This window comes from Luteibacter sp. (genome assembly GCF_036499525.1).
Lineage (GTDB): Bacteria > Pseudomonadota > Gammaproteobacteria > Xanthomonadales > Rhodanobacteraceae > Luteibacter.
Map to the genome: position 1 here is coordinate 1 of NZ_DASYDO010000057.1, position 20,379 is coordinate 20,379.

The 20,379-nt window shown below is 65.2% G+C and carries 17 protein-coding genes; 10 read left to right on the plus strand and 7 right to left on the minus strand.

What is annotated here, in order from left to right:
• Positions 1–259: 259 nt before the first annotated feature.
• Positions 260–1,645, plus strand: coding sequence for a group II intron reverse transcriptase/maturase (ltrA, locus tag VGM71_RS10535; protein ID WP_331544825.1), 1,386 nt, complete (start codon positions 260–262; stop codon positions 1,643–1,645).
• 764 nt (positions 1,646–2,409) lie between these two features.
• Here the strand turns inward: ltrA and serA are convergent.
• Positions 2,410–3,645 (minus strand): phosphoglycerate dehydrogenase, encoded by a 1,236-nt coding sequence (gene serA, locus VGM71_RS10540; protein WP_331544827.1) that lies wholly within the window; start codon positions 3,643–3,645, stop codon positions 2,410–2,412.
• 112 nt (positions 3,646–3,757) lie between these two features.
• Here serA and VGM71_RS10545 point away from each other — a divergent pair, with 112 nt between their 5' ends.
• Together VGM71_RS10545 and pip are read left to right on the plus strand one after the other, a co-directional pair.
• Positions 3,758–5,140, plus strand: a complete 1,383-nt coding sequence (locus VGM71_RS10545) for an FAD-binding oxidoreductase (RefSeq protein WP_331544829.1) — start codon at positions 3,758–3,760, stop codon at positions 5,138–5,140.
• Positions 5,141–5,175: 35 nt separating this feature from the next.
• On the plus strand, positions 5,176–6,132 hold the full coding sequence (gene pip, locus VGM71_RS10550) for a prolyl aminopeptidase (RefSeq protein WP_331544831.1): 957 nt from the start codon (positions 5,176–5,178) through the stop codon (positions 6,130–6,132).
• A 3-nt stretch (positions 6,133–6,135) separates the two neighbouring features.
• Here the strand turns inward: pip and VGM71_RS10555 are convergent, their stop codons facing one another.
• From VGM71_RS10555 to VGM71_RS10575, 5 genes are all read right to left on the minus strand, one after another.
• On the minus strand, positions 6,136–7,092 hold the full coding sequence (locus VGM71_RS10555; protein ID WP_331544833.1) for an MBL fold metallo-hydrolase: 957 nt from the start codon (positions 7,090–7,092) through the stop codon (positions 6,136–6,138).
• 67 nt (positions 7,093–7,159) lie between these two features.
• Positions 7,160–9,898, minus strand: coding sequence for a lamin tail domain-containing protein (locus VGM71_RS10560; RefSeq protein ID WP_331544835.1), 2,739 nt, complete (start codon positions 9,896–9,898; stop codon positions 7,160–7,162).
• A 236-nt stretch (positions 9,899–10,134) separates the two neighbouring features.
• Positions 10,135–10,773 carry a uracil phosphoribosyltransferase gene (gene upp / locus VGM71_RS10565; protein WP_331544837.1) on the minus strand — a complete coding sequence of 213 codons (639 nt, stop codon included), beginning with the start codon at positions 10,771–10,773 and terminating at the stop codon, positions 10,135–10,137.
• A 23-nt stretch (positions 10,774–10,796) separates the two neighbouring features.
• Entirely contained in the window at positions 10,797–11,108 is a 312-nt protein-coding gene (locus VGM71_RS10570; protein ID WP_345786174.1) for a PsiF family protein, read from the minus strand.
• 145 nt (positions 11,109–11,253) lie between these two features.
• The gene (locus VGM71_RS10575) at positions 11,254–12,753 is read right to left on the minus strand and encodes an aminotransferase class III-fold pyridoxal phosphate-dependent enzyme (RefSeq protein WP_331544839.1); all 1,500 of its coding nucleotides are present in this window, start codon (positions 12,751–12,753) and stop codon (positions 11,254–11,256) included.
• Positions 12,754–12,926: 173 nt separating this feature from the next.
• Between VGM71_RS10575 and VGM71_RS10580 the strand changes: the two genes are divergently transcribed.
• From VGM71_RS10580 to queA, 5 genes are all read left to right on the plus strand, one after another.
• On the plus strand, positions 12,927–13,835 hold the full coding sequence (locus VGM71_RS10580; protein WP_331544841.1) for an ABC transporter ATP-binding protein: 909 nt from the start codon (positions 12,927–12,929) through the stop codon (positions 13,833–13,835).
• Positions 13,832–14,611, plus strand: coding sequence for an ABC transporter permease (locus VGM71_RS10585; RefSeq protein WP_331544843.1), 780 nt, complete (start codon positions 13,832–13,834; stop codon positions 14,609–14,611). Before VGM71_RS10580 ends, VGM71_RS10585 begins: the two co-directional genes overlap by 4 nt.
• Before the next feature lie 6 nt (positions 14,612–14,617).
• Positions 14,618–15,790 (plus strand): sensor histidine kinase, encoded by a 1,173-nt coding sequence (locus tag VGM71_RS10590; protein WP_331544845.1) that lies wholly within the window; start codon positions 14,618–14,620, stop codon positions 15,788–15,790.
• Complete coding sequence (locus VGM71_RS10595) at positions 15,787–16,389, plus strand: response regulator transcription factor (RefSeq protein WP_331544847.1); 603 nt, start codon at positions 15,787–15,789, stop codon at positions 16,387–16,389. The genes VGM71_RS10590 and VGM71_RS10595 overlap by 4 nt, the downstream gene beginning before the upstream one ends.
• Before the next feature lie 179 nt (positions 16,390–16,568).
• A complete protein-coding gene (gene queA, locus VGM71_RS10600; RefSeq protein WP_331544849.1) occupies positions 16,569–17,603 on the plus strand; it encodes a tRNA preQ1(34) S-adenosylmethionine ribosyltransferase-isomerase QueA in 1,035 nt (344 codons plus the stop codon).
• Here the strand turns inward: queA and VGM71_RS10605 are convergent.
• Positions 17,600–18,379 (minus strand): IclR family transcriptional regulator, encoded by a 780-nt coding sequence (locus VGM71_RS10605; RefSeq protein ID WP_331544851.1) that lies wholly within the window; start codon positions 18,377–18,379, stop codon positions 17,600–17,602. The genes queA and VGM71_RS10605 overlap by 4 nt on opposite strands.
• Before the next feature lie 150 nt (positions 18,380–18,529).
• Between VGM71_RS10605 and fucP the strand changes: the two genes are divergently transcribed.
• Positions 18,530–19,828 (plus strand): L-fucose:H+ symporter permease, encoded by a 1,299-nt coding sequence (gene fucP, locus VGM71_RS10610; protein ID WP_331544853.1) that lies wholly within the window; start codon positions 18,530–18,532, stop codon positions 19,826–19,828.
• A complete protein-coding gene (locus VGM71_RS10615) occupies positions 19,825–20,175 on the plus strand; it encodes an L-rhamnose mutarotase (RefSeq protein WP_331544855.1) in 351 nt (116 codons plus the stop codon). The genes fucP and VGM71_RS10615 overlap by 4 nt, the downstream gene beginning before the upstream one ends.
• Positions 20,176–20,379: the final 204 nt, after the last annotated feature.

Genomic DNA, 20,379 nt, shown 5'->3' on the forward strand with positions numbered 1-20,379 from the left:
CGAACAGGAAGCGGATATGAGGCGACGCGTCGGGGTGAGGTAGCCCAAATTGCCAAAGCCCGGTACTTGCACGGACGGCGCGGCGTAAATCCGACAGGCATAAGCGGGAAGGCAGGTGCGTCATACCCGGGGAGATCTCGCTTTATGGGTGAAAGCCCGACGGTGTGAACCGGAGCGAGAAGTCAGCCGAGGCCATAGTAGGTGCGGTACGACCGAAGGGCCGAACACGAGAGACCGCGATTAGGACGGCTACACCTCGATGAGCGATAGCGATGCAGAAGCCCGGGCAACCGGGGCCGGTGATCCGGAGGCGGGACAGTATCCCGAAGGCGGATCGCGAGGTGCGGAGTCGATCACGGCGGAAGCCGGGCAAACGAAAGCGGAGATGCCACGGCTGATGGAAGCCGTGGTCGAGCGCGGTAACCTGTGGCTGGCGTATCAGAAAGTGGTCCGTAACGGTGGCGCACCGGGGGTCGATGGCCTGACGGTGGGATCGTTGAAGGACTGGCTGAAGATGCACTGGCCCAGCGTAAAGGCCGCCTTGCGGGAAGGACGGTATATGCCCTCGGCGGTGCGTGGTGTGGACATCCCCAAGCCTTCGGGCGGGATGCGAACGCTAGGTATCCCCACGGTACTGGACCGACTGATCCAGCAGGCGCTGCTGCAAGTCCTTCAACCGATCGTCGAACCGACGTTCTCCGCATCGAGCTACGGCTTCCGACCGGGGCGAAGCGCTCATCAAGCGGTCCGTGCTGCCAGGAAGTACGTGCAGGACGGTCGCCGATGGGTGGTGGACATCGATCTGGAAGCGTTCTTCGATCAGGTCAACCACGACATCCTGATGTCGCGGATGGCCCGACATATCGAGGATGAGCGCGTGCTCAAGCTGATTCGTCGCTATCTGGAAGCGGGCCTGATGCGTGAGGGGGTGGAAACGGCACGGGAAAGGGGTACGCCGCAAGGCGGACCGCTGTCGCCGTTGCTGTCGAACCTCCTGCTCACCGATTGGGACCGGGAACTGGAAAAGCGCGGGCATGCGTTCTGCCGTTACGCCGACGACTGCAACATTTATGTCCGCAGCGAAGCGGCAGGGCGGCGTGTGATGGCGCGCATGAAGGCGTTCCTTCAAGAGCGTCTTCAACTGCGCGTCAACGAAGCGAAGAGCGCCTGTGCCCGGCCCTGGAAGCGAACGTTCCTGGGTTACACGCTGACTCGCGTGGGCGGCCGGATCAGACTCAAGGTGGCGCCAAAAAGCGTGGCCCGTCTGACTGGCCGAGTGCGTGCGTTACTGCGTCAGGGCCGCGGACGTAGCCTGGTCCGCACCATCGAGACACTCAATCCGGTGCTTCGGGGGTGGATGGGTTACTTCCAGCTCAGCGAGAGCAAAACGGTATGGAAGGAACTTGACGGATGGCTGCGGCGTCGGCTGCGCTGCCTGATATGGCGGCAAGCCAGGACGCGTCAGCGGCGTACTGTGTTACTGCGCCGAAGTGGTTTGGCGGAGGCAAGGGCCTGGCACTCGGCCCGCAACGGGCAGGGCCCGTGGTGGAACAGCGGTGCCAGCCACATGAACCATGCCTTCCCGAAACGCTTCTTCGACCGGCAGCGGCTGGTCTCATTGGTGGACAGCAGCCGGCATCTCTAGCGTCACTCGTGAACCGCCGTATGCGGAACCGCACGTACGGTGGTGTAGGAGGGGGCCGGAATATTCCGGCTCCCTACCCGATTCTTCACGCACTACCGAGGGGCTTCTGCGGCTCGGCTTCGCCATCGCATCGGCGCTTGTGCGTGGCGGGTGGGCCAGCAGCCGTCGCCCTCGCCGCGAAGGCTTACGTCGTTCCTTGGAAAAGGAGGCCGCTGCGCGGCAGTGTCTGATGGCTGGCGCCCCGGCGGACCCGGGCGTCCGGGCGGGGGTCTTCGACTCGCCATCCATGGCTCGACGAAGACGGCCGGCCATCCAGGCCGGCCCCCTGACGGGCCTTGTCCGCCCGAACGCCCTCGACTCCAGACATCGCGGCGAGGGCGACGGCTGCTGGCCCCGACCGGTGAGGCGTCGTGCAAGATGAGCTTGGACGTATCGCACGCCGATGCGTTGCGTGCTTTGTGTGGAAGCCGCCTCAGCGGCGAAAACCCTCGCGACAGCCACGCCTTCGCTCGGTAGGAGCCGACCCTGTCGGCGACGCCTTTCGCGATCCCCGCTTCGGCCCTGGGCTCAGTCATTTTGATCCCTGCGAGCGCCAGCGCTCCGGCCACATCCAGCCAGGCAAACCAGTTTCCCCAGCGCGCATAGATCGTTCGCGTCTCGCGCAGCGGAACGTTCCCGACCAGTTCCGCGGCTGTGCAGCCAGCCGTCCTCTAGGAAGTCCCATGCGGGGACAAGCAGCAGTTGGACAGCGTGCCCGTCCCGGTTCAGTAAAGGACGCGTGCCTTGAGCGTGCCGTCGATGGCCGCGAGTTCGTTGCGCAGGGCCACGGCGTGCTCCTCGGTGGTGGTCACGTCGATCACTACGTAGCCGACCTGCGGCGAGGTTTGCAGGTACTGGCCGTCGATGTTCACCGCTTCGCGGGAGAACACCTCGTTCACGCGTGACAGCACGCCGGGGATGTTGCGGTGGATATGCAGCAGACGGCGGCTGGTGGGGTGGCCGGGCAGGGACACCTCGGGAAAGTTCACCGCCGACAGCGTGCCGCCGTTGTCGCTGTAGCGCACCAGTTTCGACGCTACCTCGATGCCGATATTTTCCTGTGCTTCGGCGGTGCTGCCGCCCACGTGCGGGGTGAGGATGACATTGTCCATGCCCACCAGCGGCGAGACGAAGGGATCGTCATTGCCCTTGGGCTCTACCGGAAACACGTCGATCGCTGCGCCCGCAAGGTGTTTCGTATGCAGTGCGGCGGCGAGTGCGTCGATGTCGACCACGGTACCCCGGGAAGCGTTCACCAACATCGAGCCAGGTCGCATCCGCGCGATTTCGGTCGCACCGATGAGGTTCTTCGTCTGCACCGTTTCAGGTACGTGGAGGGTCACCACGTCGGCGCGCTCGAGCAGGTCGTCGAGGCTGGCGGCCGCGCGCGCATTACCCAGCGACAGCTTCGGCTCGATGTCATGGAAGATGACGCGCATGCCGAGCGATTCGGCCAGCACGCCCACCTGGGTGCCGATGTGCCCGTAGCCGACGATGCCCAGCACCTTGTCGCGAACCTCGAAACTGCCCGCGGCGGACTTCGACCAGCCGCCGCGATGGCATTGCGCGTTCTTCTCCGGGATGCGCCGAACCAGCAGGATGGTTTCAGCGATCACCAGCTCGGCCACGCTGCGGGTGTTCGAGTAGGGTGCATTGAAGACGGGGACGCCCAGCCGTTCTGCCTCGGCGGTATCGACCTGGTTCGTACCGATGCAGAAGCAACCCACGGCGATGAGCCGGCGGGCCTCGGTTAGCACCTCGGCCGTGAGCTGGGTGCGCGAACGGATGCCGACGATGTGCGCATCCGCGATCCGCTCCAGCAGGTCGTCGCCCGACAGCGACTTCTCGTGGAACTCGATCTGCGAGTAGCCGGCCTGGCTGAAGATGTCGAGCGCGCTGCGGCTGACGCCCTCGAGCAGGAGCACCTTGATGTCTTCCTTCGGGTACGAGGTACGCTTCATGGCCGGCGCTTCTGTTCCGAGTTGGGGGGCCTCACTATGCCAGATCGTGACGGTCATGTTGCAGTGCACCCAAGGGACTGGCACCCTCGACGGAACACAGAGCGAGACTCCCATGACCGACCCGCGCCTGGCCGAGCTGACCCGCCTGCTACCTGCCCTGAAACTGTCGGTGGACCCGGGCGACATGGAGCATCACGGTCGCGACTGGACCCGGCGCTGGACGCCGGCGCCGCTGGCCATCGCATGGCCAGCCTCCGTCGAGGAAGTACAGGCCATCGTCCGCTGGGCGAACGGGCATGGGGTGGCGATCGTCCCGTCGGGCGGGCGCACCGGTCTCTCCGGCGGTGCCGTGGCGGCACAAGGCGAACTGGTGGTCAGCCTGGACCGGATGAACCGCGTGCTCGGCTTCGATCCCATCGACCGCACGCTTACCGTCGAACCGGGCATGGCCCTCGAGGCGGTGCAGAACGCGGCGCGCGAGCGCGGGTTGCTGTATCCGGTGAACTTCGCCGCGCGCGGCTCCTGCCAGATCGGTGGGAACATCGCGACCAACGCGGGAGGCATCCGGGTCATCCGCTTCGGCAATACACGACAGTGGGTTGCCGGCCTGAAAGTGGTGACGGGCACGAGCGAAGTGCTCGACCTCAACCGCGGCCTGGTGAAGAACGCGTCGGGCTACGATCTGCGCCACCTGGTGATCGGCTCCGAAGGCACCCTCGGCATCGTCGTCGAGGCCACGCTGTCGCTTACTTCGCTGCCACCCCCGTCGCAGGTGATGTTGCTGGCCGTGCCGGCGATGGATGCCTTGATGAAGGTATTCACCGAGGCGCGGCACCGCCTGAGACTGGAAGCGTTCGAATTTTTCACTGATGAGGCCTTGCGGCACGTCCTCGCGCATGGCGCACAGAAGCCGTTCGAGGAAGAACATCCCTTCTACGTCGTCACCGAGTTCGACGCCGTGGATGGGCAAGCCGAAGCCGATGCGCTGGCGTTCTTCGAGTTCTGTACCGGCGAGGGTTGGGTCGTGGACGGTGTGATCGCCTCGAGCGACGCGCAGGCCGCTTCCTTGTGGCGATTGCGGGAAGGCATCACCGAGAGTCTCGCGCCGCACAAGCCGTACAAGAACGATGTCTCGGTACGGATTTCCGCGGTACCGGCATTCATGGAAGAGATGCAGGCCTTGCTCGCCGCGGAGTATCCGCACTTCGACGTGGTCTGGTTCGGCCACATCGGCGACGGCAACCTGCACATCAACGTGCTGAAGCCCACAGAACTCGACAACGCCGTGTTCGTCGAACAGTGCGAACACGTGACCACGCTGCTGGTGGAAACCCTGATTCGTCACGGCGGCAGCATCTCGGCCGAGCACGGCATCGGCCTGGTCAAGAAACCCTGGCTGAGCAGCGTGCGCAGCGAAGCGGAAATCGCGCTGATGCGCGGCATCAAGGCGGCCTGGGACCCGAACAACATCATGAATCCCGGCAAGCTGTTGTAGCCTAGGCCTTTTCTCCACGCCAGAGGAACGTCTGCATGCCCCAGGAATCCCCCGACCTCTACCCCGCGATCGAACCCTACAACAGAGGCATGCTGCAGGTTTCGTCGCTGCATACGCTGTATTTCGAGGAAAGCGGGAATCCGGACGGCAAACCCGTCGTTTTCCTCCATGGCGGACCCGGCGCGGGCACGAATCCGCGCTGCCGGCGCTTCTTCGACCCGAAGAAGTACCGCATCGTCCTGTTCGACCAGCGCGGCTGCGGCAAGTCCACGCCCCACGCGGAGTTGACCGACAACACCACCTGGGATCTCGTGGCCGACATCGAGCGCGTGCGCGAGCACCTCGGCATCGACCGCTGGCAGGTCTTCGGCGGTTCCTGGGGTTCGACCCTGGCGCTGGCGTATGCCGAAACCCATCCGGACCGGGTCACGGAACTGGTGCTGCGCGGCATCTTCACGCTACGTCGCTCGGAACTGGAGTGGTTCTACCAGGCAGGCTGCGACGCGCTGTACCCGGACGCCTGGGAACACTACCTTGCCGCGATCCCGCAGGCCGAGCATGGCGACCTCATCAGCGCCTACCACCGCCGCCTGACCAGCACCGATCCGGCGGTACGTGTCGCCGCGGCGCGTGCATGGTCGGTATGGGAGGCGGCGACGAGTTATCTCTACCAGGATGAAGGCCATATGGCGTCCAGCGGCGAGGACGAGTTCGCGCTGGCCTTCGCGCGCATCGAATGCCACTACTTCGTCAACGCCGGCTTCTTCGTGGTCGACGGCCAACTGCTTCGCGATGTGCACAAGATCCGACACATCCCGACCGTGATCGTGCAGGGCCGTTACGACGTGGTGTGTCCGGCACGTAGCGCGTGGGACCTTCACCGCGCCTTCCCGGAAGCGGACCTGCGCATCGTGCAGGATGCCGGGCATTCGGCGTTCGAGCCGGGCATCACGCGCGAACTGGTGAAAGCGACGAATCGCTTCGCCGGCTAAAAACTATTTGCCGAGGCCATAGCAGTCGAGATCGTGGGCGACGACCAACACACCCTTGTAATGGGTGCGGATGGCGGCGATGCCCTCGTCGAGCCTGTCCAGCGAACGCTTCATGTTGTGCGCGAGCACGAGCCGGTGGGGCGCCACCCCGCCGGCGAGTTCGCCCAGCGACGTGGGCGAGCGATGCAACCCGATGGGCTGGCCAGGACCTTCGGGGATCACGTGGTGCACGATCATGAGATCGGGCTTCCTTCCCGCGAGGCGTGATGCGAAAGCTTCGCTCTCGTCGTTCTGGTCGCCGGCGAACAGGGCCGTCTTGCCCTTCGCCTCCACGAGGAAGCCCAGGGCAGGGACGTCTCCGTGGTGGACCGGCATCGCGGTGAGGAACATGTCGGGGCCGATGGCGAAACGCTTTGGCGGATCGTCCTGCTGGTCCGCCTTTACCTCGCGGATGTCCAGTTGCGGGCTTCCTTCGGCGCCATCGAGGTAACCGCCCAGGTAGCGCCACGCGCCGTTGTCGCGGGATATGAGGCTGCGCACGAAATCGATCGTGCCCGGAAAGCGTCCTGCACCGTTGGGGCCAATCAGGAGCAGGCGTGGACCGAGCTCTTCGAAGGCACCCATGTTGAGAATGCCTGGAAGGTCCACCGTATGGTCGGCATGCAGGTGACTGAGCGCGATGCCCTGCAGCGTGGCGACGGTGGCGCCGGCTTCGCCAAAGCGCAGGAAGGAGCCCGGACCGGCGTCGATCAGCAGGCGCGGAACGCCATCGATGCGAACGAGATAGCTGGCGGCGGCACCGATGCCTTCGGCGATGGGGCCGCTGGAGCCCAATACCTGCACGGTGACAGTATCGGCGGGACAACGGAGCGGCGTCGCCGGTTTCTGCGCGGCGAGCGCGAGGATAGGCAGGGTGGAAAAAAGGGCCAGGCCCAGAGATTGCTTCCAGCGCGACGGCATCGCGGTGCCTCCTTGTTCCGATGGTTCAGGAAGCGAGGTGCCCGGGGTACCGGGCACCTCGCTTGTATCAGAACAAGCTTAGCGGAAGCGTCACCATGTCCACCACGAAGCCGTCGTGGTCGGAGGAGCCGATCGCCTTCTGCACGCCGGTGGCCGACGCCGAATCGTCGATCGTCTGCACCGGCGCGTCGAGGTTGCCGCGACCGTACTGCATCTTCAGGAACAGGCCGCGCGCGACGGTGTTCAGCAGCGCGTTGTCCAGTACCTGGTGCGTGGGTACCTGGCGCGGGGCCTGGCCCTGGATGTTGCCGAAGTTCTCGGTGAACAGGAACGAGTAGCGATCCTGTTCGGGCACCGAATCCACGGCATTCCAGAGCGTCGGCTTCACCAGGTTCTTGCCCAGCTTCAGAAGATTCTGGCTATCGTCGTACTTTCCGGCGATGAGGCCGACCACGTCCGTGAAGCCATCGCTGAACTGGTACGAGTTGAAGTCGCCCACCACCAGCAGCGGAGCCAGCAGGTTTTTCCGGTCCGTCTGGATCGCCTGTACCTGCACCGCCAGCGACTTAGCCTGCAGGAAGCGCTTCTCGCGGTCGCGATCGGCGGTGGTGCCGGTCTTGTCCACGTTCTGGCGTGCCTTCGGATGCACCGAGATCACGTTGATGCGCATGCGACCGACGATCGACGGGACTTCGGCGGTCAGCAGCAGCGGCGGGTGGTCGTGCACGAAGGCCGTTTCGCCACCGTCCTGCCAGGTCTCGTCGGCGCCGAGCTGGCGCACGTCGAGCACGCGCACGCGGTCGGTACGGACCAGGAAACCCACGTTGATACCGCTCGGGTCATGGCCCGGCTGCAGGATCGCCTCGTACTGCGCCGGGTAATCGTCACCCAGTTGCCTGGCCAGGCCCTGGAGCACCTGCAGGCTCTTCACTTCCTCCACGGAGAGGATGTCCGGCAGCTTCAGCACGCTGCCGATATAGGCGGACAGGCGCTGCGTCTTCAGCTTCACCTCGTCGGCCGTGGGTTCCTTGTCGCCGCCACTGCAGGTGAAGACGGTGTTGAAGTCCGTATCGCAGAAGCGCTCGGTGTTCAGCGCGCCTACGCGCACAGCGTAGAACGGACGCGAATCCACCGCCCGCGGCAGCGTGGCCGCCTTCTTGATGTCGATCGTCGTCGGGATGAACGTGTACATGCCGAACGCATAGGACATGACGCCTTCCGCGCGGAAGGTGGTGCCTGCGTTGAACGGCGTGTTCGCGGCGACCGCGCCGAAGTCGGCCGTGTTCATCTTGAACACCTGCGGATTGCCCGACCAGTTCGGCAGGTTCACGCCATCCGGCACCGGCACGGTGTAACGCACGCCCGGCTCGCGCAGCGAACGCTTGCCGTTGGCGGCGATGTACACCTCGGCAAAGGACTCGTTGCTGAAGCGCAGGTTGCCGGTGGTGATCATGCCGTTGTCGATCGAAACACGCATGCCCACGTAGCACTGGAAGTTCGTGTCGCCGCACGACAGCGCGTTCGGATCCGACGACGGAGCCTTGTCACCGAACATCACGGCCTTCGGCAGGCGCACGCCATGCTTCGTGCTGGTGATGTCGGCGTTCTTCAGTTCCGGCAGGTTGAAGTAGTTGTCGACCGTGGCTTCCACGTCCACCATGTCGCCGATCTTTACCGTCGGCGACGTGCTGATGAACACGTAGATGCCGTTGGAGGTGAGGCGATCGTCGTCGGCGCGGTCGTCCGGCGTCTGCATCGTGAAGCCCGCGGGGCCCACGGCGGTAACGATGTTGCCGTGCGTCGAGACGCGCTTGCCGAGCAGCGGCGAGACCTGGCCGCGGCCGGTGACCTGCCAGATTTCGGCGGCGACCGGAATTTCGTTGAGGATGGCGCCGACCGCCGAACCCTTGGCGATCGTGACGTCGCCGCCCGCGGCATCGGTGAGGTTGACGCGGAAGACCTTGTCGGGACCCGCGGCCTTCCCGCCGTGCACGGTCACGTTAAGCTTCGTGCTCGTGGTGCCGGCCGGAATGCTCAGCGAGGTATCGACGGCGTTGTAATCGCCCGCGGCCATGGTGGCGGTGTCGTCGGCCGTGGCGGCGTGGACGGTGACGTCGGCCGAAGCGGGCTCGCTCAGCGTGATCGTGAACGGCATCTGCTGGTCGTCGCCGTTGCGCACGCTGACGGTCGCATCGGCGATCGACATGCTCAGGCCTTGTACGGTGCAGGGCGAGGTGCTGGCGCGCGGTACGGTCGGGGCGACCTTGACCCAGTCGGCCGAGTTGTCGCCGCTGTTCTGCGGCAGGCCGGCGCCATTCACCTTGCGGCCGTAGCCCTGGTCGCTGTTCGCGCTGCCGAGGCTGGCGAGGGGGGTACCCTGCTTATAAGCGGAGTCGGTGCTCAGGCCCACCTGGTCGACGATGGTGCCCGAGGTGTTCATCAGCGCGAGGCCGCCGTCGTCCGTGACGCCGGTGGTGTACTTCAGGTCAGGCGTGACGCTGCCGGAGTAACCGGAGGCGCCGGTATTCGCCAGCAGCAGGAAGCAGCCCGGTGCCACCGAGGTGCCGGCCGGAAAGGTGAGGCGCGTGCTGGTCGTACCGCTTGCGTTGGAGCCGTTCAACTTGTAACCGGAGACGTCCAGGACGGCCGTGCCGGTGTTCTGTACTTCCACGAATTCGTCATTGCCGCCGCTGGGGCCGCGAACGCGGAACTGCGTGATGGAGAGATCCGCCGCTTGCAGCGACGATACGGCCATGAGGCCTGCCAGCGCCGCCCATGAGGCGCGCCGTGACGTGGTCAAACGCATTCGAAGTCCCTCGAGTCGTTAGGGTTGTGTGCGACCCGAAGCACCGCGCATCCCCTGCGTGGCGTTTCCCCCTGTCGAGCCCACCGCGCGAGTGTGCCCCCGTTGTGTGACAGCGGGATGTGACGGAATCACCGACTTGTAGGAGCGCGCCCTGCGCGCGACAGGTTTTCGCGAGGAGCAGCAGGCCCTGTGGCTCGCGGCCCCAAAAGCTGTCGCGCGCATGGCGCGCTCCTACGTCAGCTTGTCTTTTGCTTGGTCCCGAAAATCTTGTCGCCCGCATCGCCAAGCCCCGGCAGGATGTAGCCCAGCTCGTTCAACCGTTCGTCGATCGACGCCACGTAAATCTCGATATCCGGATGCGCCGCCTCGATGCGCTTCAGCCCCTCCGGCGCCGCCACGAGGAACAGGCCCTTGATCCGCTTCGCACCCGCGGCCTTGAGCATGTCGACGGTGGCGACAAGCGTGCCGGCGGTGGCAAGCATCGGGTCGACGATGAGCGCCGTGCGCTCGGCCATCCCGCCGCTGAGCTTCTCGTAATACGCCACCGGTTCCAGCGTTTCCTCATCACGCTGGATTCCCACCACGCTGACCTTCGCCGAAGGGATCAGCTCCAGCACGCCGCCGAGCATGCCCAGGCCGGCGCGCAGGATCGGTACGATGGTTACCTTCTTGCCCTTGATATGGGTGACCTCGACCGGACCGGCCCAACCGTCGATCGTCTTGCACTCCGTTTCCATATCCGCCGTGGCCTCATAGGTCAGCAGGGCGGCAACCTCGGAAGCCAGCTCGCGGAATTCCTTCGTGCTGATGCCGGCCCGGCGCATGAGGCCGAGCTTGTGCTGGATGAGGGGATGACGGACTTCGACGATCTTCATGGGCGCAGGCTTTCGGTTGGGGGTCAGTTCTTCAGGCAACTGCTCATGAAGCTCTTCCGCTCGTCGCCCTTCAGGCTCTTCGCGGAAGCGTCCTTGTTACAGGACTTCATCTTGTCCTGCTGCGAGGTCTTGGCCGGCTGCTCGCCCTTGAGGCAGCTGCTCATGAAGGCCTTCCGCTCGTCGCCGGCCTTGCCGGAGGCCTGCGAATTGCAGGTGCTCATCCGCTGTTGCTGCGGAGTGAGGTCTTTCTTGGCGGGCATCTGCTGCGCGGCGACAGTGCCGGCGGCGAACAGGAACAGGGAAACGACGGCAAGGACACGAAGCTGCGTACGCATGGCGAACCCCACGTGAGGCCGGGCGAATCCGGCTGGAGGAGCTTACCGCCGATGTTGTAGGAGCGCACCCTGTGCGCGACAGCCTTTCGCGCCAGCCTTCAAGGCTTCCGCGAAAAGCTGTCGCGCACAGGGTGCGCTCCTACCGTCAGGCAGCCTTGGTCGAAGCGCTGCGGCGCGGGCCTTCCTTCAACGCATGGCGGATCTCTTCCACGATCAGGTCCACCTCTGCGCTGGTAACACGGAAGTGCGGCGTGAAACGCAGCGAGTTCGCGCCGCCGTGGATCACGCCGATGCCGCGCTCGCGCATGTACTCCTCGGTGGAGCCTTCGCCGTAGCATTTGAATTCGGCTGCCAACTCGCAGGAGAACAGCAGGCCGGTGCCCTGTACCTTGGTGATGAGGCCGCCGAGCTCGCTCTTCAGCGCCTCCATCTTCTTCAGGAATTCCTGGCCCTTCTCGCGGATGTTGGCGCGGACGTCATCGGTCAGTTCGTCCAGCGTGGCGACGGCCACATCGAGCGCGCGCGGGTTCGCGGTCATCGTGTTGCCGTAGATGCCCTTGCGGTACAGCCCGGCCACGCGATCGGTCACCGCCAGCACGGACAGCGGATACTGGCCGGCGTTGAGCGCCTTGGAGAAGGTTTCCATGTCCGGCGCTTCCATCGACTCGAAGCCCGGGTAGTCCACGATCGACAGCACGCCATGCGCACGCAGGCCGGCCTGGATCGAATCGACGAGCAACAGCGTGCCGTGCTCGCGGGTGAGCGCGCGTGCGGCGGCGTAGAACTCCGGCGTGAGTGCACGGCCCGGATCGCCTTCGCCCATCACCGGCTCGAGGAACATCGCCTCGATGAACCAGCCCTGGCGGTCGGCTTCCGCGAACGCGGCCTTCAATTGGGCCACGTTGTAGGGTTCCACCGTGATCAGGCTGTCCTCGTTGCGGAAGCTGGCGAGGTGCTGCTGATAGTTGCGGCGCGACGAATCGGAATAGATGGCGGGACGCTCGGTGCGGCCGTGGAAAGCCCCCTTCACTGCGAGACGCTTGATGGTGCGGCCGGCGTGGCGTGCGCCCGGATCGGTCATCAGGCGCGCGTTGACGTCGGCGATACGGCCGGCCAGCGTCACCGATTCCGAGCCGGAATTCAGGCACAGGAAGTGGGAGTAGGGGCTGCCACCACGGTTGCGGCCAAGCTCCCTGCGCAGCGCATCCGACAGGCGCAGCTGCGACACGTTGGCCGTCATGACGTTGGCCATCACCTGAGGCCGGGACATCGCCTCGAGCACGCGGTCCGGATTGTGACCGAAGCCGAGCATGCCGTAGCCGCCGTCGTCGTGCAGCACGGCACCCTTGAGCGTGACGATCCACGGGCCGCGCGCAGCAGCCGGCATGTACGGATTCACGCAGTCATCGGGGTAGAAGTTGACCAGGCCGGACTGCGCGCTATGGATCTGCCCGGCTTCGTCCAAGCGCAGGAAATCGGCCATGTCGTCGCGCAGGGCGCGGTGATAGGCCACGGCATCCTCGATGGCCTTGACCAGGGTGGCATCCGTCGCCGCGAAGCGGGCAATGGTGGCGTCCGGAAGGCCGCGAGTACGCGGCGCACCGCCAAAGTCGCGCAGTTCGCGCAGAAGACCGATGACGTCCATAAACCACTCCTCGTGCCGCTAAGTATCTATATGTAAAGGGATTATCAATTCAGCATATCACGCGTATTTAGACGGCGTAACCCCCGGGTGACGCTTGTCACATACGCACAATGACGCAAGCGACTGCCGCCAATGGCTTGCGCAGGAATATGTTGCGCTGCAAGGAGGGGACCATGAACGACACTCGCATCGCCGGCCTCGTAAAGGCCCGTAAAAAATACGGCGCGATCACCGCGCTCGACGACATCGACCTGGATATCCACCGCGGTGAAATCCTTGCGCTGCTCGGCCCGAACGGTGCCGGCAAGAGCACCAGCATCGCCCTGCTGCTGGGCCTGCACCGCCCCGACAGTGGCGGTGCCACGCTGTTCGACAGGGATCCCCAGGACATCGAAGCGCGTCGGCGCATCGGCGTGATGCTGCAGTCGGCGAGCCTGCCTCCCACGCTGAAAGTGGGAGAACTTCTCCGGCTGACGGCAAGCTATTACCCGGAACCCCGACCTGTCGCGGAATGCGCCGACCTGGCCGGCATCACCGATCTGCTCGGTCGCCGCTACGGCGCCTTGTCCGGCGGCCAGCAGCGCCGCGTGCAGTTCGCCCTGGCCATGGCGGGGCGTCCCGACATCCTGTTCCTCGACGAGCCTACGGTCGGCATGGATATCGACGCCCGACAGTCACTCTGGGCGGCCATTCGGCGGCTTGTGTCCGAAGGCTGCGCGGTGGTGCTTACCACGCATTACCTGGAAGAAGCCGAAGCGCTGGCCGACCGCGTCTGCGTGATCGCGAAGGGGCGCGTCGTGTCCGAAGGCAGTGTGGACGCACTCCGGGCACACGTGTCGTTGCGCCGGATCCGCTGTATCACTTCCGTAACGATCGATACCTTGCTGGGCTGGCCCGAGGTCGCTTCGGCCGAGATGAAGCAGGAACGCACGGTCATCGCCACCGCAGAGGCGGAAGCCGTTGTCAGGCGCCTGCTCGACGCCGACCCGTCGCTGTCCGAACTGGAAGTCCAGCGCGCCGGTCTTGCCGAGGCGTTCCAGGAAATCACCCGCGAGACCGATGCCGTCCGGGAGGCCGCATGAGCACCATCGAAAGCACCGCCACGCCCATCATGACGACGGGGGGTGTGATCCATGCGTACCTGGAGGAAGCGCGGGCGGAGTGTCTGCGCTACCTGCGCAATCCCGGCTTCCTCTTGCCGACGCTGCTGTTCCCGTCGGTGTTCTACCTGATGTTCGGCATCCTCCTCGGCCATGCCAACAGTGCGGACGCGCCGCGTTACCTGCTGGCCTCGTACGGCACCTTCGGCGTCATGGCACCGGGCCTGTTCGGCTTCGGCGTATCGCTGGCGCTCGAGCGCGACACGGGGTTGCTCACGTTGAAGCGTGCGTCGCCAATGCCGCCCGGCGCGTACCTCCTCGGCAAGATGTGCATGGCCTTGCTGGTGGCGGCGATCATCTCGGTCATCATGCTTTGCCTGGCCATCTTCCTTGCCGGGGTGAGCCTGCCGCCGTCGCGCATTGCTGCCTTCTTCGCCCTCGAAGTGCTGGGCGTGCTCCCGTTCGCGGCGCTTGGACTCCTGATTGGCACGCTGGTGAAGGGGCAGGGGGCGCCGGGCGTCGTCAACCTCATCTACCTGCCGATGGCCTTCCTGTCGGGATTGTGGTTTCCGCTCTCGATCATGCCGGCCTTCCTGCAATCGATCGCGCCGCTGTGGCCGGCGTACCACCTCAACCGGCTGGCGCTTTCGGCGGTGGGCCTGGGGCAGGGCGGCGAAGCCCTCCATGCCACGGTGCTCGCCGGCTTCACCGTGGCCTTCGTACTGGTCGCCGCGCGTCGCCTGCGCCGTCACGGTTGAAGTAGCATGATCCAGGCCCTCTCCAGAGACACGCACATGCCTCGCTCGTGGTTCCAGCCGACCCCGGATTCGCTCTGGAACCGCTATCGCGAGCGACCGAGGCTCCGCGTGGCGAGTCTGTTCAATCTCGTATGGGCGGTGTACGTCTTTGGCGACCTCATCTTCGCGGACCGTCTCGGACCGCATTGGGGCATGGTTACCGCCATCACGTTCCCGGTCTTCCTGCTCCTTTACGCGGCGGCGTACACACGTCCCTTGCGCCACGTTCCATGGTTTGCCGGCGCGGTCGCGCTGTTGTCCTATGCCACACTGAATTTCAACGCCAGCGGCGGCGCGACGTACCTCATCTATGCCTGCGCGATGATGGGCTTCGAGGGGGCGCCGAAGAAGTGCATCGCCGGCATGGCGATCATGATCGGCGGGTTCCTGGGCGTGGCGTACTTCGCGGCGGGCTGGCCCATTCCCATCATGGCCACGATCTCGTTCATCGCGTTGTCGGTGGGTGGGATCAACGTGGTCTACCGGTTCAACGCGCAGCGCGATGTCGAACTGAAGCTTTCCCATGACGAGATCCGCCGCCTCGCCGCCACGGCCGAACGCGAGCGCATCGGCCGCGACCTGCATGACTTGTTAGGGCACACCCTGTCCTTGATCACGTTGAAGCTGGAACTGTCACGCCGCTTGCTCGATCGCGACGGCGCCGCCGCGCGTCGGGAGATCGAGGAAGCCGAGCAGGTTGCGCGGCACGCGCTGGCGGAAGTGCGCTCGGCCGTGACCGGTATCCGCGCCTCCGGCGTGGTGGCCGAGCTTGCCGCTGCACGGCTGCTGCTGAACACCTCGATGATCAATTTCATCTATGCCGTCGACGTGCCGGAACTGCCGCCGCGCCTGGACAACGAACTCGCGCTGGTCCTCCGCGAAGCGGTGACCAATATCCACCGCCATGCCGGCGCCACCTTCGCCGAGGTGACGGTGTCGATGGACGACCGCGCCTGCACGATGACCGTCATGGACAACGGTCATGGTCTTGCCGGCGGCGAAGGCAATGGCATCTGCGGCATGCGCGAGCGCGTACGTGCGCTCGGTGGGACGCTGGTCTTCGAATCGACTGCGCAGAAAGGGACGATCGTGCGCATCGCCGTGCCCGCACTGAATAGCCGCCTGGAGCGTTTCGCATGATCAGGGTATTGCTCGCCGAGGATCAGGCCATGGTGCGCGGCGCATTGACGGCGCTGCTGAGTCTGGAGTCGGACATCGAGGTGCTGGGCTCTGCCGCCGACGGCGAGAGCGCCTGGCGCGAACTCCAGCGCCTCAAGCCGGATGTACTGGTGACCGACATCGAGATGCCCGGTCTCACCGGTCTGGAAATAGCGCAGCGCGTCCGCCGGCACGAGCTGCCGGTGAAGGTCATCATCGTGACCACGTTCGCTCGCCCGGGCTTCCTGCGTCGCGCGCTCGACGCCGGCGTGGGCGGCTACTTGCTGAAGGATGCGCCGGCCGAGAACCTTGCCGAAGCGTTGCGCACCGTCCACCGCGGTGGACGCGCCATCGACCCTCAGCTGGCCCTCGAAGCCTGGTCGGACGCCGATCCGCTGAACGACCGCGAACGCCAGGTGCTTCGATTGGCCGGCGAAGGCCATTCCGCCAGCGACATCGGTACCCAGCTGAACCTCTCGCACGGCACGGTCCGCAATTACCTGTCCGAGGCGATAGGCAAGCTGGGCGCGACGAACCGGATCGAGGCCTACCGCCTGGCACGCCAGAAAGGCTGGCTGTAGGAGCGCGCCCTGCGCGCGACATCTTTTGAGGCCGAGCCCCGGAGCTGGCGCGCAAGTTTCAGGGCTGAAGCGAAAACCTGTCGCGCGCAAGGCGCGCTCCTACATTCTCCAAGGGTATCCGGGCTCGCGAACTCCAGATCGGCGATAATCACACCATCGCTCCGCCCCCGGCCGTACCCGTGAAGAAATCCGACTTCGACTTCGAACTCCCGCCCGACCTCATCGCGCAGGCGCCGCTCGCTCGCCGCTCGGGCAGCCGTCTGCTCGTCGTCGACGTCGCGTTGCACAGCAAGAAAGACCGCAAATTCCACGAACTGCCGGAAATGCTCCGCCCCGGCGACCTGCTGGTCTTCAATGACACCCGGGTACTCCCGGCGCGCCTCTACGGCCGCAAGGAATCGGGAGGCGCGGTCGAGATCCTGATCGAACGCGTCACCGGCGCCCACGAGGCCCGTGCACAACTTGGCGTCAGCAAGAAGCCGAAGGAAGGCGGCCGCATCGAACTGGCCGACGGCAGCATGATTACCGTGCTCGGCCGCGAAGGCGAGTTCTTCCTGCTCCGCTTCGATACCGAAGAACCGCTGGAGCGCCTGTTGTCCCGTCTGGGCGAGATGCCCCTGCCGCCGTACATCGAACGCGGCGCCGATGCGTCCGACCTGGAACGCTATCAGACGGTGTTCGCCCGCGAGCCCGGCGCCGTCGCGGCACCTACGGCAGGCCTGCACTTCGACGAGGAACTGCTCGATCGTTTGCGCGAGCACGGCGTGGAAACGGGCTATGTCACGTTGCACGTCGGTGCAGGCACGTTCCAGCCGATGCGCGCCGACGACGTCCGCGACCACGTGATGCATCGCGAATGGCTGAACGTGGGTGCGGGACTGGTCGAAAAAATCCGTGCAACGCGTGCCGCCGGCGGACGCGTCGTGGCCGTGGGCACCACGGTAGTTCGCGCGCTGGAAAGCGCGACAGTCGATGGCGTCCTGCGTCCCTTCGCCGGCGAAACGCAGATCTTCATCTTCCCCGGGTACAAGATCACCAGCGTCGACGCCCTCATCACCAACTTCCATCTCCCGCAGTCGACGCTGCTGATGCTGGTTTCCGCACTGGCCGGTAAGGAAGCGATCCTGGATGCGTATCGCTATGCGGTGCTGCAGCGCTATCGCTTCTTCTCTTATGGTGATGCGATGCTGATCGTGCCGTCAAAGCACGCCTAAACCATTGCCGCCCCAGGCGCCCCGTGCGACAGCTCCCGCGAAACATCCGCGGCCGCCGCCACCAACACCCGCGCCGTCCCCTTCATATCGATCTTCGCCCCGCGCCGCTCGATGAAGGGCACGGTCAATGCGCAGACGGCGTGGTTCCCTTCGATGATCGGCGCCGATAGATCGGTCACGCCGTCCACGACTTCGCTCGGAATCGTCGCCAGCCCGGCGTCGCGAATCTCCTTGATCGTCATTTCGATCCGCGCGCGCTTCAGCGTCGGCTCGTGTTCCAGCATCGTGCGGAACCAGCGTTCGCGCGTTTCGTCCGTCTGCCATGCCAGCAGCACATAACCCGACGCCGAATGCGAGATCGGCCGGCGGTGACCAACACGGACGACGAGACCGGTTTCGCCCGGCGGATCGACGCGTGCGATCACCACGATCTGCTCCTGCGATGGCACCACGAGGTGGCAGGACTGGTCGATTTCCTCGGCCAGCCGGTGCATCACCGGCATCGCCGTTTCCACGAGGTTCCGCACCGGCGGCTGCTCCATGCCGAGACGGAACAGGCGCGGCGTGATGGAATAGGCGCCGTCGCCCTCGGCGCGGGCGATGTAGTCGCGTTCTTCCAGCACCTGGAGCATTCGGAAGATCTCGCCGCGCGAACGGCCGACGCCGTCGGAAATCTCGGCAATGGACAGGGGCTGGGTCGCCTTGGCGAGCAGTTCCAGGATGTCGAGGCCCTTGTCGAGGGCGGGGGCGCGATACTTCGGCGAATCGGAGGGCATGGCATTCCGTGGCGGTGATGGATGTCGCGGAAGGAGTCTAGCCTGCGCTAGGCCCGCTTCATGTTGCACCGCAGCTTGTTATGCTGGTGAATATTGAGTTCATATTTGTACACGACGGGGCGAGCCGTGTCACGATCTGGAGGGGCAAGCATGCAGCAACACAGGCCGATCGCGGCGCCGTCCACGCGCGCCCTGGCGCGTACGCCATGGGTTCCGCTGGTGTTGATCGTCAGCCTGTTCTTCCTGTGGGGCGTGGCGAACAACCTCAACGACGTGTTGGTCGCGCAGTTCAAAAAAGCCTTCACGCTTTCCGACCTCCAGGCGGGACTGGTGCAGAGCGCCTTCTACCTGGGCTATTTCCTGCTCGCCATCCCCGCCGGCATCTTCATGCGTCGCTTCGGCTACAAGGCCGCGGTAGTGCTGGGCCTGCTGCTTTACGGCGCGGGCGCGTTGCTGTTCTGGCCGGCGGCGGCCACGGCGACGTATGCCACCTTTCTCGTCGGGCTCTTCGTCATCGCGGCGGGGCTGGCCTTCCTCGAAACGTCCGCGAATCCCTGGGTGACCTTGCTCGGCCCGCGGGATTCGGCGGCCTCGCGCCTGAACCTCGCGCAGGCCTTCAACCCGCTCGGCTCGATCACGGGTGTGTTGATCGGCCAGCACTTCATCTTTACCGGCGTGGAGCGTACACCGGCCGAACTGGCGACGATGGATGCCGTGGCGCGCACCGCTTACGTGAAGAGTGAAGCAGCGGCGGTACAGATGCCTTACCTCGTCATCGGCCTGGGCGTGATCGCCTGGGCTGTCATCATCCTCGCGACGCGCTTCCCTCGTACCGCGACGGAGGAGGACGGCAGCGATGCGGCGGAACACGGTGTACTCGTTCGCCTGCTGCGAGACGGCCGGTTCATGTCGGCCGTCCTGGCACAGTTCTTTTACGTGGGCGCGCAGGTCGCCATCTTCAGCTACATGATCCGCTACGCGCAGGCGACGATGCCGGGTACGGCGGACAAGGTTGCCGCGAACTTCATCACCGCCGGCCTGCTCTGCTTCATGGCGGGGCGTTTCGCCGGTGCCGCGATCATGAAGTACCTGCGTCCGGCGCGGGTGCTCGGCACGTTCGCCTTGGTGAACGTCGTGCTGGCGGGGGCCGCGGCCTTCATGCCGGGCGGTGTCGGCATCTATGCGCTGGTGGCTTCGAGCTTCTTCATGTCGATCATGTATCCGACCATCTTCGCCTTGGGTGTCGAAGGGCGGAGCGATGCGGAGCGCAAGCTTGGCGCGTCGCTGCTGGTGATGTCTATCGTTGGTGGTGCGGTGCTTACCGCGGCGATGGGTGCGACATCGGATCGCTTCGGCATCGCACATGCGATGTTCGTGCCGATGTTGTGCTTCGTGGCGATCTTCGTCTTCGCGTGGCGACGCTCGAAGGGCGGGGAGACCGCCGCATGAGTTGTCAGTGCCTGGCGCTGGACCTGCGCGACGATCCCGCCGCCATCGCGGAATACGAGCGCTGGCATCGTAGCGAGTTCATCTGGCCGGCCGTGGTCCGCTCGATCCGCGCGGCGGGCATCCTCGACATGCGGATCTTCCGTACGGGTAACCGACTGGTGATGCTGATTCGCGTGGCCCCGGAATTCGACGCCGGCGCCAAGGCGAAAGCGGACGCGGCCAATGAACGCGTGCAGGCGTGGGAAGCGCTGATGGCCACGTTCCAGCAGCCCCTTCCGTGGGCACAAGCCGGCCAGAAATGGACCCCCATGCACCAGATCTTCGACCTGGCCGCCTGTCCACCGTAGGAGCGCGCCCTGCGCGCGACATCTTTTCGCGAAGAGCATCAGGTCCTGTAAGAGAAAAGGTCCTGTAAGAGCAAAAGATCCTGCCGTTCACGGCCTCAAAAGATGTCGCGCGCAAGGCGCGCTCCTACCGGTGTTGAGGAGTGTGGGTAGCGCGCTGGCGCGCGGAGGGATTACGGCGAGGCCGTACACGCGCCAGCGCGCTCC